Genomic DNA, 16,306 nt, shown 5'->3' with positions numbered 1-16,306 from the left:
GTTGGTAAACACGGGGGATTGGGCTCTACAGCTGCCCATAATGAATTGCTGGGAATTATTGATTCATCTCTAAACTATAATATATTTGTCCGAAGGTTGAATAATTGGGCAAACTATAGACTTAAAGGTGGAGTGGAAGCCCTGCCAAAAGGATTGAGGATTAAATAATAGGAGGTTTATATGGAACGTCAAAATTACGTATCATTGTGGATCGGAAGTATAAAGGATAATGAATCATTAAGTAAATATGTTGAATTAGTTTACAATGAAGATGAGGGTGATTTTCTTCCTTCCCAATTTTTAATTGACTTTGATATAGATATCGATGATTTAGATGAAGATTTTATAGAAAAAGTTGCACATGAAAATAGTCGTAACAATTTACCTGCACTAATTGACGGCTGTTCATACGATAGTGTCATCTTACCTCGTTTCGAAGACATAGTAGGTACCACACTCCCTGATCAAATCAATGCTGCTGTTCTTTTATATAATTTTGAATATGACGGCAGGGAGAAAGAAATAAACGCAAAAAACTATTCATTTAAATTTATTGGAGCAGTTTCCTATGTATAAAAGAAAAAATCATAATAAAACATAATTCAGAATTACATTTTCATAATGTAGAGATTTTATTAGATGGTTATTCATACTACTTGGAAGAAGATAAAAAGTAGGATGACTTGAAGAAGGCTCTCTTTTTTTCAGAGGCCTTTTTTGTTTGCGTGTAAAACCTAAAAGACTATAAACATCTATAGATAAACAAAAGGAGGGGCGTTCTCTCACAAACAAAGTAACTATAACTTGAGGTTATTCTTCACTATCATCCACTCCATGCACCGCTGAAGGAGTGCCTTACAACACAGTCAATCAAAAGTTTAAAAGAAGCACTGCAAGCATTCGCCAAAGTGGTATTGCCGAAACCGTACGGAACCTCCGCAAGCGGCAGGCGGACACCGGCACCGCATGTACCGCCGATAACGGTCAAATACGGCGAGCATTTTGCGAAATGGACCAGAAAGAAAGTATTGAAGCCGAATGTCATCTACAAAACAAAAGAAGGCTACACGTACACCACTGACAACTATGGTAGAATTACAAGTGTCAAAGCAGACTTGCAGCTGGGAGAAGCAAAACGCAACCAATATGCGCAGTCAAAAGCAGGTAAACCAGACCGTCTGACTGATGACGACGGAGGTCACCTAATCGCCACCCAATTCAAAGGCTCAGGCCAATTCGACAACATCGTGCCGATGAATTCTCAGATTAATAGGAGCGGCGGGAAATGGTATGAGATGGAGCAGGAATGGGCAAAAGCTCTTAAAGAAGAACCTCCCAAATTAGTAACAATTGAAATTAAGCCTATTTATAGTGGAGACTCTTTAATACCTAATTTATTTAAGGTCAAATATAAGATCGGAAATAAAAGATTTAAAAATGTTAGAATAAAAAATCAAGCAGGAGGCTGATATTGTGGAAACTGAAAAAATGGGCGAACTATATCAAAAAATCGCTGAGCAAATAAATGAAATCATTCCGTCTGAGTGGGAGAAGGTTGCTCTTTATGCCGAAATTTTAGATGATTCTTCAGAAGTTTACTTCTTCTTTACTACTCCACAAAATCAGGAATATATATATTCACACGATATTCCTGAACATTTTAATGTTGATGAAGATATATATGACGAACTTCTATATGAGTTGCATGATTACCTTGAAGAGTTACGGGATGAATTTAAAACAAACAATGAAGACTTATGGACAAACCTCACTTTACATCTCGAACGAAGCGGTAAATTCTCAATTGACTACGATTACACCGATGTCATCGCCTCAGACTTAAACGGAACACAACGGCAAGTGGTATGGGAATATCAAAACTTGGGGATTTTGCCTGAAGATGAGGACGACAAAGAATTTGTAATAAGCTACTGCGGTCTATAAAACAATAATGGCTCAGCACTTCCCTGCTGGGCTATTTTTTATAACTAGGATTTCTCGACGATTGAAGGTGAAAGGTTGGAAAATAAGAAAATGCAAGATCTGTACCAGATTATTGGTGATAAATTAAATGACATCATACCTTGTGAATGGAAAATATATCTTTATGCAAAAGTATTAGATGACTCTACCATGGTTCACTTTCACTTCAAGACACCAGAAAAACGTCAACTGATTTATTCGCAAGATATACCAGTCCGATACAGTGTAAGTAAAGATATCTTCAAAACTTTATTAAGAGAAATCCGTGAACTTTTTGAGGAATTACGAGCTGAGCACAAAAAGAATAATGATAAACAAAACAGACAGCATCCAGTAAACGGATGCTGCCTGTTACATCGTTATGTATCGTCTGAAGAAGTCATTTATTTTGTTTTTTAAATATGAAAATAGATATGACGGTAAATATGATGGCTGTAATGACAATGACCCACAAGCTCGCAGCCGTACTGATAAAATGGCCGTTTAACTTGTAGACGATCCCGTAATGCTTTTCATATTCCTGTATTTGGTCCGCAGAGGCATGTTTAAATACTTTATCAACTGAGTCAGTCATAAACGCTTTTCTGAACAGAACGGCGGTGTGGCTAATAGGGAAGTACATAATAATCTTCTGCACAAACACCGGTACGCCGCCGATCGGCACATATACTCCGCATAAAAAACCGATGGCTGTTCCGACAATCGTACTTAACGTCGAAAATGCATTTTGTGTGTGAATAAACAGCGTTAAAAATAAATTTATGGAACTTGACAGTGCAACTGAAAGAATAATGATCCCCAATACTTCAAGTATATCTGTACCGCTTAAAAGCTTGCTGCCTGTTGAAACGAGAAAAATTTCACAGCCTAAAAAGGCGATGAAAGAAAAGATCAAGCCGATGACAAATGAATGAATGACATAGCTCAATTGGATGGTCGCCCTTGATAAAGGAGCTGTTAAAAAGTCATACGTTCTCTTACTTTCTTTATCTTTCACCATAATTCCGAAAGCGCCTAAAGTCGTTGTCACAGCTGTAATGGACAGCAATCCCGCCACCATCCATTCGTTCACCATTGCTTTGGAATCATCTGTCGAACCGACCAAGGCCTTAATGGCGTCCAGCTGTGTCTGCTGTAAGAACACGGCATATAACAGAATGACGATAAATACTGACAGCAAAGAAAGAAGCAAAAGCGTTCGATCACGGAAGTATATTTTTATATTTCTGCTGATTAAACTGGATAAAGACTTCATTTATGCAATGCTCCCCTTTACTGGCAAACTGCTTCCTTGTTCCTCGATAATATGGATAAACACATCATCCATATTCCCTTTAATCACCTCGAAAGATTCAATTTTTCCTTCAAGACCTTTCAAAATGTCCAGCGCATGGAGAGTGGACTCTACACGAAGAGAATAAATAGAGTTTTTAACCGTAAAATCCAGTTGTTTATTTTCAAACCATGCCGTCGGATCAACGCCTTGCTTAAACATCATATGCAGACTGTCAAACGCATATTGATCTTTCAGCTGACTCGGTGTACCCTCTGCGATCAGACGTCCTTCTTTGATGACCACAACGTTATCAGCCACAGCGGCCTCCTCCATGTAATGGGTCGTTAAAAAGATCGTCATGTTTGTTTCTTCCTGCAGCCTTTTAATCGCATTCCAAACAAATACTCTCGTTTGCGGATCAAGACCTGTAGTAGGCTCATCTAAAAATAATATAGTCGGTTTATGGATGATGGCACGGGCAATATCAGCTCTTCTTCTTTGTCCGCCTGACAAATCGCTGTATTTTTTCTCCTTAATATCATCCAATTTTAAATAGTCTGTTACAAACTGATAGTTCTCTTGCACTTGTGCCTTGCTTAAATGATAATATTGTCCGCGGTTCATGATATTTTCATAAACGGTCAATCGTTCATCCAAAATGCTCTCTTGGAAAACGACTCCGATCTTTTTGCGGATATGATTATTCTCTTTCCCCTCACCAAGCGTATAACCGTCTATTACCACTTTTCCGGATGTCTTTTTAATCAGCGTACAGAGAATATCGATAGTGGTCGATTTCCCTGCACCGTTCGTTCCCAGAAATGCAAACAGCTCGCCGCGTTTGACAGAAAAGGATACCCCTTTCACTGCTTCAAATGATCCATATTTTTTACGCAGATCCGTTACTGTTATAATGTCTTGTTCTTCTCCCATTCTGTTCACCTCGAAAAGTAAAATTCTATACCGTTGTTCACTAACTTTATATCGTCATTCCCGCCAGGATTTTCCTCATTTTTATCCAACTTTATTATGATTCCTGAAAATAACATCTTGATTACGCACATAAAAAGGCTTCTTTTCAGAAGCCTTTTTATCGTTTGATATGAACATAATGCTAATTCCCAACCTTATGTTCGTTCTTAATCTAATAATTGTTTATATCAATAAGACCATGTCACATGTTTTTACACTTTTTTCACTTATTATCTTGAGTAAGTTCTAAAGTTATTTTCTTGTTTCCTAACTTTGCTGCCAACGGAAAGAAAATAATCAGTCCCATTAATAACATAAACCCTGAGATTAAACCGATAATTGAAAAATTAATATATATCTTCCCGGGGTCTATCAAGGAGATAACGACAGCTAATAAAGCACCGGAAAGCACACCTAAAAGCAGGCCAATAAAAAGATAAAGCAAAATTTGCGTAAGTATAACGTTGATGATTCCCCTTCTGCTTAAAGAAATGGTCCGTAAGATAGCGAATTCTCTTCTTTTCGAATTGATATTATTAATTAGCGAACTAAATACACCGATAGTAATACTTATCAGCATAACTGATATAACAACAATGAAGATAGACCATCTTTGATAAAACATATCCTTTGATTTTTTTAAAGATTCTTTATAGCTATTAATTTGGATTTCTGGAAACTGTCCTTTCATTTTCTCAAGTTTACCAATCATCTGTTTCGCATAATCTGTCTGGACAAGCAATTTAGAAAATACAGTGGCATCCGTTCTGTATTTTATTTCTTTCCAATCCATATAGACATCAGAATCCTTTAATCTATTCGTAATTGCCCCTATTTTATACTTTCCAGTACTAATAATTTTTTGATCTGTATCCGAGTACTTCCCAAGTTCAACAGTATCTCCTATTTTTAAACTGTGCTTCCCAGCAAAATCCTCCGAAATGACAATGATATTCTTTTTATCATCTGGCAATCCAGTGAAAATTCCTAATTTCTGCATTCTTCCTAGATCACTTAACGAGTAATCAAATGTAATACTTCCATTGCCATTCATTAATTCTCCAGACGATTGAGTGCTAATTGAGCTTGTATATTTGATTCCATTTATTGCCTCTATTTCCTTTTCCAGTTCAATTGCGTTAATTGAAGATTTATCGCCCAGTCTGCTCGTTAGAACAACACTGGTAGGAAACTGCTCTTTTAATGCATTTTCCTCATTTTTTTGTATAGTGTTAAGCATTACAGATCCAAAAACCGTTATAATCATCATCGTACTGATTGTTAATATAACAAAAGTATTTTTTTTAACCTGTGGGATAACATTTTTAATCGCCACATACGAATTAACTCCTGAAATTTTCTTTATGATTGGTGCGAGGAACATTAATAACGGCCCTAAATAAACCGGAAATAACACGAATATACCTGTCAATAATAAGATAGAAGCCAGCAATAGACAAAATACTTGTCCTCCGTCCTCTTTAGGTATAAACTTCCCAAACAAAATTGTAATAACGCTAAGAATAACAAAAGATTTGCCAATGAACTTATTATACTTATATGTTCTGAAATTAATTTCCTCATTTTCCTGTATTACTTTGAGCGGAAGTATTTTTGTTATTTTCATTGTCGGCGATAGTAAAAACAGTTGAATAATTGTCATACAAATCAACATTATTAAAACCGCTAATTTAAAATTAAACGTAACACCAGAAGAAACATTAAATGAAAATATTTTTTCAAGCCAACCCCAGAGATACTGATTGCTAAACATGGCAAATCCAAGTCCCAGAATAGAACCGATTGAAGTTATGAAAAAGCTCTGCAGCAGAACAATTGAAAACAGTTGTCTTCCCGTAGCACCTATAGATCGCATAATCGCAAACTGATTTTTATATTTGTAGAGAAACATTTCAAAATTAGAAACAATGAGTAAAGATGTCACAATCATAGTTAAAAAAGAGAGGACTACGATAAAGATACTTAATGATTCTATATTGCTTTTCAGGAAAGGATCTTCTTCTGCAATATCTATCCTTAAGTCTTTTTCCTTCTTCTTAATCTCATTTGCTAATGACAATTTGTCTGATCCGTTTTTTGCTTTAATCAATATGTAAGTAGCTTCAATGTTTTTTCCGAATTTTTTTGCAATACTGTTTTGCAAAGTATCGTGAGAAATCAGGAGGATATTGGGAGCAATGCCTGTAGAGTTCAGATCTTCAATTGTTTCCACAAGTTTGAAGTCTTTCCCTTCTGATTGTAAGTGATCCCCGACCTTAACCCCTAGTGATTCAGCTAACCCCTTATTTACAATAAGTTCATTTTTCTTTATATTTCTCGTGAAATGGTACCTGCTTTTTGATAAATTGTCGTTATTGACTCCAACTGTGTAAAAACTAGCCTTTGAATCAGATGTTCCTAGCTTTATCTGTGATACTAAAACACTGGATATTTGCTCTATGTTTTTATTTAGATGCAGATTTTCAACAAAATGTTTATCAATGATCTTTTGACTTCCGTTCTCATAACCAACAGATAAATCCATTTCTCCGTACATCTTGGAAACTTCATCTTTTAATGTCTGTTTTGCATTAAATGCAAATAAGGTCATAGAAATGATTAAAGAAACAGATAAAATTACACCGATAATGGATGTCAGTGTAATAAATTTATTGGTGCTGAAAAACCGCAGGGACAGACCAACTATATTCTTTTTCATTGGTCTCTCTCCATTATTTTTTGAAATTTATTAAGGATACTCGACAGATCTCCTTGTCCAAGACTTTTATATTCATCAACTATATTTCCATCATGAAAAAATAAAACTCTGTCAGAATATAACGCGACATTCGGATCATGAGTAACTATGATCATACTCTTATTAAGACGTTTCTTCATATCTACAAGCACATTTAATATATCCTGTGTTGTATTAAAATCCAAATTTCCTGTAAGCTCATCTGCTAATACAATAGGAGGCGAAGTAATCAGTGCTCTGGCAATCGCAACTCTTTGCTGCTGACCTCCTGAAAGTTGAATAGGCCGATGTCTTTTCCATTTTGTAAGGCTTACAAGCTGTAGCATTTCCTTTACTTTTTTATCTGCATCCTTCTTATTTATTCCCTTTAATACAAGTGGTAAAGCTATATTCTCCTCAACTGTAAGATCCTTCAATAGATTAAAAGATTGAAAGATAAAACCAATGTTATCCCTTCTATAGATCGTAGCTTTAGGTTCTTTAAAAAAGTCATTTGTTTCTTTACCATCAAGAATAACTTTACCGCTTGAGGGTTCATCAAGAGCACCGAGTATATTTAAAAGAGTGCTTTTACCTGAACCGCTTGTCCCCATAATTGCAAGCAGTTCACCATTCTTCAATTCAAAAGAAACTTTGTCTAATGCAGTTACTTCATAACCACTCCCTTTGTAGACCTTGGATAAGTTTTTAACTTCCAATACTTTATTAGCCATTTCACACCTCAATTAATCCAATTTCTTCATTATACCAGTTGGATTGGGATTGATACATCCGATAATATAGCCCCTTTTGCTCCATTAAAGAATGAAAAGGTCACTATCTTTTTGATAGTCTCATTCGATCGCTATTCTACTCCGGATAACCCTCTGCAATATTTTTAAGTTTCCACTAATCCCCTTGCAACAAGTTATATTATACCAAAAATACAAATATATTTAAATTTCCCTATAAAATTTGCCGAATTTAAAATACATTGTTTTTACTAAGCTTTATCATCTGCATTAGGATTGTACAAAAAAAGATTGCAGAAGTTACTCTATGAGTAACACCACTGCAATCCGAAAAAAGTTTTAAAGAACGTATAAGAAGTTTAATTATTTTTATTTTCTTAGTATTAATTGCGCCACACACTCCACATGATTCGTATGCGGGAACATATCCACTGGCTGCACTTCTAGCGTCTGATACCCGCCATCCTCAAGCACCCGCAGGTCTCTTGCAAGCGTTCCTGGATTGCAGGACACGTACACCACCCGCTTCGGTTTCATGTCGATGATTGTCCGCAGGAGGGCTTCGTCACAGCCTTTTCTTGGCGGGTCGACGACGAGGGTGTCGGCCGTGATGCCTTCTTCATACCACTTTGGAATGACTGTTTCCGCTTCTCCGACTGCGAATTCCGCGTTTGTGATGCCGTTCAGCTCAGCGTTGCGTTTCGCATCCTCAATTGCTTCCGGCACGATTTCGACGCCGTATACTTTCTTCGCCTGCTTTGCTAAGAAGAGAGAAATGGTTCCGATGCCGCAGTAGGCGTCGATGACGGTTTCTTCCCCTTGCAGCTCCGCGTACTCAAGCGCTTTGTCGTAGAGCACTTTTGTCTGTTCCGGGTTGACCTGATAGAACGATCTGGCGGAGATGGCGAATTTGACGTCTCCGATGAGGTCGTAGATGTATTCTTCGCCCCAGATGACGTTTGTTTCGTTCCCAAAGATGACGTTTGTTTTGTTTGGATTGATGTTCTGCACGATGGATTTCACGTGCGGGAATTGCGCCGTAATGTCTTCGATGATCTTCGCTTTGTGCGGGAAGTCGTTTGTTCTTGTGATGAAGACGATCATCATTTCGCCTGTGACGACGCCGTATCTGACCATAATGTGGCGGAGCCAGCCTTTATGGCGTTCTTCGTTATAGGCTTTGACACCGTATGCTGCGCAGATGTCTTTGACGGCTTGGACGGCTTCGTCATTTTTGGATTGCTGGATCAGGCAGGCGCTCATGTCGATGATGTCATGGCTTCTTTGCTGATAAAATCCGGCGACGAGTCCGCCTTCTCTTTCTCCTACCGGCACCTGCGCTTTGTTTCTGTAGTTCCACGGGTCTTCCATGCCGAGCGTCGGGTGCACGGTGACTTTTGAGAGGTCCAGCTTGCCGATTCGTTCTAAGACGTCTTTGACTTGTTTCTGTTTAAACAAAAGCTGGCCTTCATAGGTCATGTGCTGAAGCTGGCAGCCGCCGCATTGTTTGTAGATTGGGCACGGGGCATCCGTTCTGTGCGGGCTTTCTTCCTTCAGCTCGATTAAGCGGCCGAAAGCGAAGCCTTTTTTGACGCGTGTCACTTTGATTTGCGCTTTTTCCTCAGGCAGGGCGTTCGGCACGAAGATCGGGAAGCCCTGAACCTTTGCGACGCCTGCTCCTTCGTGCGTCAAATCCTCAAATGTCACATCATAGTATTCATTTTTTTCTATCGGGGGTTTCATTTTCATCTATAATCACCTCTAGTTTTACCAATAACCTTGTTTCAGCGTGCTGGCAAACCTTCAAATTCAATGTCAGCCTTCAAAGGTTTCCGATCACGCTGAAAAGATGACAAAATCCTAAAACGAATACTGTTTTAGGATTTTGTCCGCGTATTAATCATCCAGCTGTTCCGCTTTCTCCTTCGGCATGATGACGTGAATATGCCGGTACAGGTTCACGAATTCGCCCGGCAGCATGCCGCCGTACTCGCCGTCCAGGTTCAGCTGCATCTTTTCTGATACATTGACTTTCACACGATTCGCTTTTGTGTAAATAATGTGCTGATCGTTAATATGATCGCCTCTGAGCGCCATGCTCGCGACTCTGATAAACTCCGCGAGATTGGCTTTTTTCAAAATAATCAAATCAAACATGCCGTCATTCAGGCTGGAATCAGGGGCCAGTTTCTCGAATCCGCCGACCGAGTTGGTCAGCGTCACTAAAAACAGCATAATTTCGCCTTGAAACAGCTTGCCGTCATATTCAATCTCGACTTCTGTCGGTCGAAGTGAAGGCAGCATTTCCATTCCCTTTAAATAATAAGCAAGCTGGCCGAGCATCGTTTTCAGTTTGCTTGGCACATCATACGTCAGCTCCGTCAGACGGCCTCCGCCGGCGATGTTGATAAAATACTGACCGTTCACCTGTCCGATGTCGATCGGGCGGGCCACGCCGTTAATGACGGTATCAGCGGCATTCAGTATATTCTCTCTCGGAATGCCCAGCGCTCTGGCGAAGTCATTTGTCGTGCCGACCGGAATGATGCCGAGTGTCGGGCGTGTGTCTAACGGCGCGAGGCCGTTGACGACTTCATTAATCGTTCCGTCTCCGCCGGCAGCGATAATCAGGTCAAACTCCCGCAAAGCGGCTTCTTTTGCGGCGTGGGTGGCATCCCCCGCGCATGTGGTGGCATGGGTGGAGGTTTCATAACCGGCTTGTTCAAATTTTTGCAGGACCTGGGCAAGATTTTTCTTAAAAAGCTCCCGTCCTGAAGTCGGATTGTATATTATGCGTGCACGTTTCATTATCTCATCATCCTACTTAAGAGTATCCGATCCATTATTAACACTAACAACCTTTAATTATACTATGACTTGAGAAAATCGCAACAATATGTACAGGAATTCCCAGAAGAAAAAAGGCCCCGGCTCCGTTTAAGGAGCCAAGGCCCGCTGTCTTACTCTTCTTCCGTTCCAGGTTTTTTCTTACGGAATTTCGCCAATACTTCATATACGATCGGCACAATCAGAAGGGTAAGCAGAGTCGAACTGATTAAACCGCCGATAACGGTGACACCGAGTCCTTTAGAAATGACCTGGCTTCCGCCTTCGAAGCCCAGTGCCAATGGAAGCAGGGCGCCGATTGTCGCGATCGCCGTCATCAGAATCGGACGTAATCTCGTAGAGCCGGCTTCCAGGAGCGCTTCTCTCGTCGATAAGCCTTCCGCTTCTTTATGGATGACGCGGTCAATTAAGACAATCGCGTTTGTGACGACGATTCCGATCAGCATCAGCATACCGATCATGGCATTCAGACTGATCGTCTCTCCGGATACATACAGGCCGGCTAATGCGCCGATGACTGTAAACGGAAGCGAGAACAGAATCGCAAACGGTGCTAATGCTCCGCCGAACGTGATCACAAGAACGAGGTATACGATGGCGATTGCGGCAAGCATCGCTAAGCCGAGTTTCGTAAAGGAATCAGCAATATCCGCTGATACACCGCCGGTATCAATCGATACATTGTCCGGCTTATCCAGTTTGTCAACTTTCTTTTGAACGGCTGATGACACCTTCGTGACGTTGTCAGAAGTGACGGTTGCCGTTACGTCAGCGTACACTTTGCCGTCGCGTTTGGAAATGGTATCGGATGTCGTGCCATTTTTCACTTTCGCCACATCGCCGATTTTTACTTCTTGGCCTGCAGGCGATGTGATGGTTTTATCCTCTAATTCTTTTACACTCTTATACTGGTCTTTTTCTGTTTTGATGTTGACGTCAAGCTCTTTGCCGTCCTTTTTCACCGTTGTCAAAGGAGACTGTGACGTTTGGGACATCAGGGCTTGGGAGATTTGCGAAGCCGTCAGGCCCTGCTTGCTGAGTTTCTCCTGGTCAGCGGTGAACGTGTACTCATCATATGTGCTGGAAAGGCCTGAGTTGACGTCTTTCAGATCTTTCTGCTTTTTCATGATGCTTTCGATGTCTTTGACCGTGCCTTTAATATCAGACTCTGAATCTCCGTACACATAGTACGTTAATTCGTTGTTGTTGCCTGACGAACTGAAATTTTGTGATTTCCATTCGCCGCGGCTGGATGTTTTTTTGATTTCTTTTAAGACATTGTCTTTTTCTTTGTCAAAATCAGGCGTGTCATCCTCGTATTTCACGTAGAACAATGCGCCGTTTGAGCTTCCGCCGAGCGGACTTTGCGAGCCTAATGAATACTGAACGGTATCGACATGTTTGCGTTTAAGCAGCATGTCTTCCGCTTTTTGCGCAGCTTTTTCAGCTTCGCTTTTCGTTTCGCCCGGTTCAGGCGTGTATGTGAGCTGCATCGTTTTGTCCGCTTGCGCAGGCAGGTAGCTCGCGCCGATCAGAGGTACGAGGAACAAACTGCCGACAAGCATCAGAACCGCGATGATAGATGTAATCCATTTATGTCTTAATGACCAATTCAGCACTTTTTTATAGAAATTGGCCAATCTGCCCGGCTTATGCTCTTTCGCTTTAACAGGCGCGCCTGTGAGCGATTTTTTGAATAAGCTGTGCGCAAGCATCGGCACCAGTGTGATCGAAATCAACAGCGACGCGGCAAGCGCGAAGACGATTGTTAATGCAAACGGCATAAACAGTTCGCCGATCTGTCCGCCGACCATGGCAAGCGGCAGGAATACGGCAATGGTTACGATCGTTGATGACATGATCGGTTTAAACATTTCTTTCGTCGCTTCACGCACCAATTGCTTCCCGCGTAAAGGTTCATCTTTCAGCCTCATGCGGCGGTAAATGTTTTCGATCACGACAATCGAGTCGTCGACTACCCGTCCGATGGCGACCGTCATCGCACCGAGCGTCATTATGTTCAATGTGACATCAAGCTGATTCAGCACAAGAAGCGCAATCAGCAGTGACAGCGGGATGGAAATGATAGAAATCATCGTTGATTTAATATCTCTTAAGAATAAGAGAATGATCACGACCGCAAAAATCGCGCCGAAAATCGCTTTGCTTAACATCGTATCCACCGACTCTGTAATCGGCTCTGCCATATCAAGAGTCGAGCTGTACTTGAACCCTTTGTGGTCTTTTTTGTATTGATTCAGTTCATCTTTAATCGCATCGGCCACTTCTACCGTGTTGGCGTCATTGGCTTTTACGATATTAATTCCGATGCTGTCCTTTCCGTTCGTGCGGGAAATGGATTCAGCTTTTTTCACATCTTTAATGTCGGCAATGTCAGAAAGCTTGACTGTCGGCACCCCTGCTGCCGCGCTTTGCTGTGCCTGCTGCATAGCCTGAGCGTCCGCCGCAGATGCCGCACCGGCTCCGCCCGCTTGACCTTGAGCGGCAGAAGAAGATGTGACCGGAATTCTCATATCTTTCAGATCTTTAATTGACGTAATATTTCCGTTAACGACAACTGATTTTTCTTTGTTGCCGAATGTGTACAATCCAAGCGGCGTATTGACGTCAGAGCCTTGGATCACTTTCTTGACGGTATCTTCATCAAGTCCGTACTCTTTCATTTTTTTGTCTTTGAAAGAGAATTCCACCTGCTCTTCCTGCTGTCCGGAAACTTGCACGGACGCAACGCCCTGAATGCCTTCAAGCTTAGGAACGAGAGTGTTTTCCACATTTTTGGTCAGGTCTTCAAGCGAGCTTTTGCCGCTTGTCACACTGAGCGTCAAAATCGGGAAAGAGTTGAGGCTGTAACGGGAAATGTCAGGTTTTTTCGCGTCGTCAGGAAGGCTGACACTGTCCAGCGCTTCAGCGACTTCGGTTTTCGCCTTGTCCATATCCTTGCTGTAATCATATTCAATCATAACCGATGAGACGTTTTCAGAGGATGTGGACGTTACGACGCTCACTCCTTCTAAATTCTGGACCGCCTGCTCGATCGGTTTTGTCACGTCATCCGCAACTTGACTCGGAGCAGCTCCGGGATAAGTCGTATTTACTGAAAGGTAAGGCATGTTGACGTCCGGTATGGATTCCTGCTTCATATTCATACCGGCATACAGCCCTGCTACAGTAACGATAATCGTCATCAGCCAAACTGCGAATTTGTTCTTCAGTACAAAGTTAATAATGTGGTTCATCATGTCCTCCGTTAATTTTTATTGACTGACTGGTCATTCTATATAATACTAAACGGTATAACTCAACATCGTCAACTAATAAGGCAGTAAATTTTTCTAAATTTTTCAGGATTAAGGGGAAGCACGTCATGAACGAAAAAAAAGAGAAAATCATAAAAACAGGCATCCATTTATTTGCCAAAAAAGGGTTTTCTTCAACAACCATTCAGGAAATCGCCGGTGAATGCGGAATTTCAAAAGGAGCCTTCTATCTCCATTTCAAATCAAAAGAAGACCTTTTGCTGTCAGCATGTGAGTATTACATCGGCATGTCTATGGAAGAAATAAAGAAAATCAAAACAGAACATCAGCATAAACCGCCTAAGGACGTATTTCGAAAACAAATCGCTTATCAATTCCAGGAATTTATGGAGCACAAGGACTTTATCATTCTCTTGCTGAGCGAAAAGGTCATTCCTGAAAATCAAAAGGTCAAGCAGTATTTTCATGAGGCCAATATTCAATTTAACATGCTGTATCGGGATGCGTTGCTCTCCGTTTACGGAGATGCCGTCACACCGTTTTTAGCGGACGCGTCCGTTATGGCGCAAGGAATTGTGAGCTCCTATATTCATTTCTTGATTTTTAATGAACATACGGCATTCCGGACGGAAAACGTGGCGGCCTTTCTGATTGCCAGAATCGATGATCTGATTACGGGACTGATAAAAGACAATCCCGATCCGCTGCTGCCTGAGGATATCTTCACTCAGCCCGCGGCGGACAGAGAAAGACTGCTTGCGGATATTCAAAAGATAAAAGCACAGCAGGGGCTGCCTGAGGACGTCCTCGTATCGCTTGAAGTCATTGAAGAGGAATGCGCAAAGGAAGAGCCGCGAAAACCGATTATTAAAGGAATGCTGTCCAACTTGGCAGGCAGCGGAAATGAGCAAATTGAAACGCTGCGGGCTTCCATTGAAACCTATTTCAGCTTATAAAAAAAGAGACCGGCGCTTACCGGTCTCCGTGTCAGCAGCGCCCTTAGAGGCGGCTGCTTTTTTTATCGTTTTTTTATTTCTTCAAGTAAGATCTTGTTGACCATCGGCGGGTTGGCCTGTCCTTTTGAGGCTTTCATAATCTGCCCGACAAGGAAGCCGATCGCGCGGTCTTTTCCGTTTTTGAAGTCTTCAATTGACTGCGGGTTGCTGTCAAGCGCATCTGTTACCAGCTTCAGAAGCACGCTTTCGTCAGAAATCTGCACGAGGCCTTTTTCTTTGACGATTTTTTCTGCGTCGCCGCCTTTTTCAATTAATTCTTTAAAGACTTTCTTCGCGATTTTAGACGAGATGGTTCCTTTTTCAATCAGCTTAATCATGCCGGCAAGGCCTTCAGGAGTCAGGGCGACATCCTCAAGCTCTTTTTGTTCGGCGTTCAGGTAAGCTGAGACTTCACCCATCAGCCAGTTTGATGCCTGCTTGGCTTCTGCGCCTTTATTGACCGTTTCTTCGAAGAAATCAGCCATTTCTTTCGTCAGCGTCAGAACCATTGCGTCATAAGCAGGCAGACCGAGCTCTTCGATATAACGCTTGCGGCGCTCGTCCGGAAGCTCAGGAATGGTTGCTCTTACGCGTTCTTTCCATTCGTCATCAATGTAGAGCTCGACAAGGTCAGGCTCAGGGAAATAACGATAGTCGTCCGAACCTTCTTTGACACGCATCAAAATGGTTTTTTTCGTCGCTTCATCGTAGCGTCGCGTCTCCTGCTGAATGACTCCGCCTGACAGAAGCACCTGCTCTTGGCGTTTTTCTTCATGCTCAAGTCCTTTTTGCACGAACGCGAAGGAGTTCAGGTTTTTCAGCTCCGTTTTTGTGCCGAATTTCTCCTGGCCGATCGGACGAAGGGAAATGTTGGCGTCACAACGCAGTGAACCTTCTTCCATTTTACAGTCGGAAACGCCTGTGTATTGAATAATTGATTTCAGCTTTTCGAGATATGCGTAAGCTTCCTCCGGTGTGCGGATATCCGGCTCAGATACAATCTCGACAAGCGGCGTGCCCTGGCGGTTGAAGTCAACGAGGGAATAGCCGTCGCCCGTATGCGTCAGTTTTCCCGCATCTTCTTCAAGGTGAAGACGGGTAATGCCGATTTTTTTCGTTTTTCCGCCGACTTCGATTTCGATCCAGCCGTTTTCGCCGATCGGCTTGTCAAATTGAGAAATTTGATATGCCTTCGGGTTGTCCGGATAGAAATAGTTTTTCCGGTCAAACTTCGTATCCGTTGCGATTTCACAGTTCAAAGCCATTGCGGCTTTCATCGCGAATTCAACCGCTTCTTTGTTCAAAACGGGCAGCACGCCGGGATAGCCGAGGTCGATGACGCTCGTTTGGGTATTCGCTTCCGCGCCGAATGGCGTCGGTGAGCTTGAGAAAATTTTAGATTTTGTTTTTAATTCCACATGGACTTCAAGTCCGATTACCGTTTCAAAGTTCACTTCATTTCACCC

At 41.7% G+C, this 16,306-nt stretch carries 11 protein-coding genes and 2 pseudogenes; 5 read left to right on the top strand and 8 right to left on the bottom strand.

What is annotated here, in order from left to right; genetic code table 11:
* Positions 1 to 180: 180 nt before the first annotated feature.
* From RUW00_RS15835 to RUW00_RS15820, 4 genes and pseudogenes are all read left to right on the top strand, one after another.
* Complete coding sequence (locus RUW00_RS15835) at positions 181 to 576, top strand: immunity 22 family protein (protein WP_007408929.1); 396 nt, start codon at positions 181 to 183, stop codon at positions 574 to 576.
* A gap of 236 nt (positions 577 to 812) precedes the next feature.
* Positions 813 to 1,469: pseudogene (locus tag RUW00_RS15830) on the top strand (DNA/RNA non-specific endonuclease); the annotation flags it as partial.
* Between the two features lie 4 nt (positions 1,470 to 1,473).
* Positions 1,474 to 1,944 (top strand): antitoxin YezG family protein, encoded by a 471-nt coding sequence (locus tag RUW00_RS15825; protein ID WP_280144918.1) that lies wholly within the window; start codon positions 1,474 to 1,476, stop codon positions 1,942 to 1,944.
* Positions 1,945 to 2,019: 75 nt separating this feature from the next.
* Positions 2,020 to 2,295, top strand: a pseudogene (locus RUW00_RS15820) (TIGR01741 family protein); the annotation flags it as partial.
* A 67-nt stretch (positions 2,296 to 2,362) separates the two neighbouring features.
* On the opposite strand, the gene RUW00_RS15815 reads toward RUW00_RS15820, so the two are convergent.
* From RUW00_RS15815 to RUW00_RS15785, 7 genes are all read right to left on the bottom strand, one after another.
* Positions 2,363 to 3,238: an ABC transporter permease gene (locus tag RUW00_RS15815; RefSeq protein ID WP_003155719.1), complete on the bottom strand. Its 876-nt coding sequence runs from the start codon at positions 3,236 to 3,238 to the stop codon at positions 2,363 to 2,365.
* Positions 3,239 to 4,192 (bottom strand): ABC transporter ATP-binding protein, encoded by a 954-nt coding sequence (locus tag RUW00_RS15810; RefSeq protein ID WP_014417126.1) that lies wholly within the window; start codon positions 4,190 to 4,192, stop codon positions 3,239 to 3,241.
* 262 nt (positions 4,193 to 4,454) lie between these two features.
* Entirely contained in the window at positions 4,455 to 6,950 is a 2,496-nt protein-coding gene (locus tag RUW00_RS15805; RefSeq protein ID WP_095273380.1) for an FtsX-like permease family protein, read from the bottom strand.
* Positions 6,947 to 7,702: an ABC transporter ATP-binding protein gene (locus tag RUW00_RS15800; protein ID WP_014417124.1), complete on the bottom strand. Its 756-nt coding sequence runs from the start codon at positions 7,700 to 7,702 to the stop codon at positions 6,947 to 6,949. Before RUW00_RS15800 ends, RUW00_RS15805 begins: the two co-directional genes overlap by 4 nt.
* A gap of 387 nt (positions 7,703 to 8,089) precedes the next feature.
* Entirely contained in the window at positions 8,090 to 9,469 is a 1,380-nt protein-coding gene (gene rlmD, locus RUW00_RS15795; protein WP_280144917.1) for a 23S rRNA (uracil(1939)-C(5))-methyltransferase RlmD, read from the bottom strand.
* A gap of 147 nt (positions 9,470 to 9,616) precedes the next feature.
* Positions 9,617 to 10,528 (bottom strand): diacylglycerol kinase, encoded by a 912-nt coding sequence (locus RUW00_RS15790; RefSeq protein ID WP_014417122.1) that lies wholly within the window; start codon positions 10,526 to 10,528, stop codon positions 9,617 to 9,619.
* 152 nt (positions 10,529 to 10,680) lie between these two features.
* Entirely contained in the window at positions 10,681 to 13,824 is a 3,144-nt protein-coding gene (locus tag RUW00_RS15785) for an efflux RND transporter permease subunit (protein WP_029973738.1), read from the bottom strand.
* 128 nt (positions 13,825 to 13,952) lie between these two features.
* On the opposite strand from RUW00_RS15785, the gene RUW00_RS15780 reads away from it, so the two are divergent.
* Positions 13,953 to 14,801 carry a TetR/AcrR family transcriptional regulator gene (locus RUW00_RS15780; RefSeq protein WP_007609880.1) on the top strand — a complete coding sequence of 283 codons (849 nt, stop codon included), beginning with the start codon at positions 13,953 to 13,955 and terminating at the stop codon, positions 14,799 to 14,801.
* Positions 14,802 to 14,863: 62 nt separating this feature from the next.
* Here RUW00_RS15780 and gatB read toward each other — a convergent pair whose 3' ends face one another.
* Positions 14,864 to 16,294, bottom strand: a complete 1,431-nt coding sequence (gene gatB / locus RUW00_RS15775) for an Asp-tRNA(Asn)/Glu-tRNA(Gln) amidotransferase subunit GatB (protein ID WP_003155730.1) — start codon at positions 16,292 to 16,294, stop codon at positions 14,864 to 14,866.
* Positions 16,295 to 16,306: the final 12 nt, after the last annotated feature.

Source organism: Bacillus sp. IS1 (genome assembly GCF_032461585.1).
GTDB lineage: Bacteria > Bacillota > Bacilli > Bacillales > Bacillaceae > Bacillus > Bacillus velezensis.
Note: the sequence above shows the minus strand (reverse complement) of the source record. Positions and strands in the feature narration are given on the sequence as shown.

Excerpts from the sequence above, each read along its gene's own strand:
- RUW00_RS15835 (WP_007408929.1), top strand. The coding sequence starts at position 181 with ATGGAACGTCAAAATTACGTATCATTGTGGATCGGAAGTATAAAGGAT.
- RUW00_RS15815 (WP_003155719.1), bottom strand. The coding sequence starts at position 3,238 with ATGAAGTCTTTATCCAGTTTAATCAGCAGAAATATAAAAATATACTTC.
- RUW00_RS15810 (WP_014417126.1), bottom strand. The coding sequence starts at position 4,192 with ATGGGAGAAGAACAAGACATTATAACAGTAACGGATCTGCGTAAAAAA.
- RUW00_RS15805 (WP_095273380.1), bottom strand. The coding sequence starts at position 6,950 with ATGAAAAAGAATATAGTTGGTCTGTCCCTGCGGTTTTTCAGCACCAAT.
- RUW00_RS15800 (WP_014417124.1), bottom strand. The coding sequence starts at position 7,702 with ATGGCTAATAAAGTATTGGAAGTTAAAAACTTATCCAAGGTCTACAAA.
- rlmD (WP_280144917.1), bottom strand. The coding sequence starts at position 9,469 with ATGAAAATGAAACCCCCGATAGAAAAAAATGAATACTATGATGTGACA.
- RUW00_RS15790 (WP_014417122.1), bottom strand. The coding sequence starts at position 10,528 with ATGAAACGTGCACGCATAATATACAATCCGACTTCAGGACGGGAGCTT.
- RUW00_RS15785 (WP_029973738.1), bottom strand. The coding sequence starts at position 13,824 with ATGAACCACATTATTAACTTTGTACTGAAGAACAAATTCGCAGTTTGG.
- RUW00_RS15780 (WP_007609880.1), top strand. The coding sequence starts at position 13,953 with ATGAACGAAAAAAAAGAGAAAATCATAAAAACAGGCATCCATTTATTT.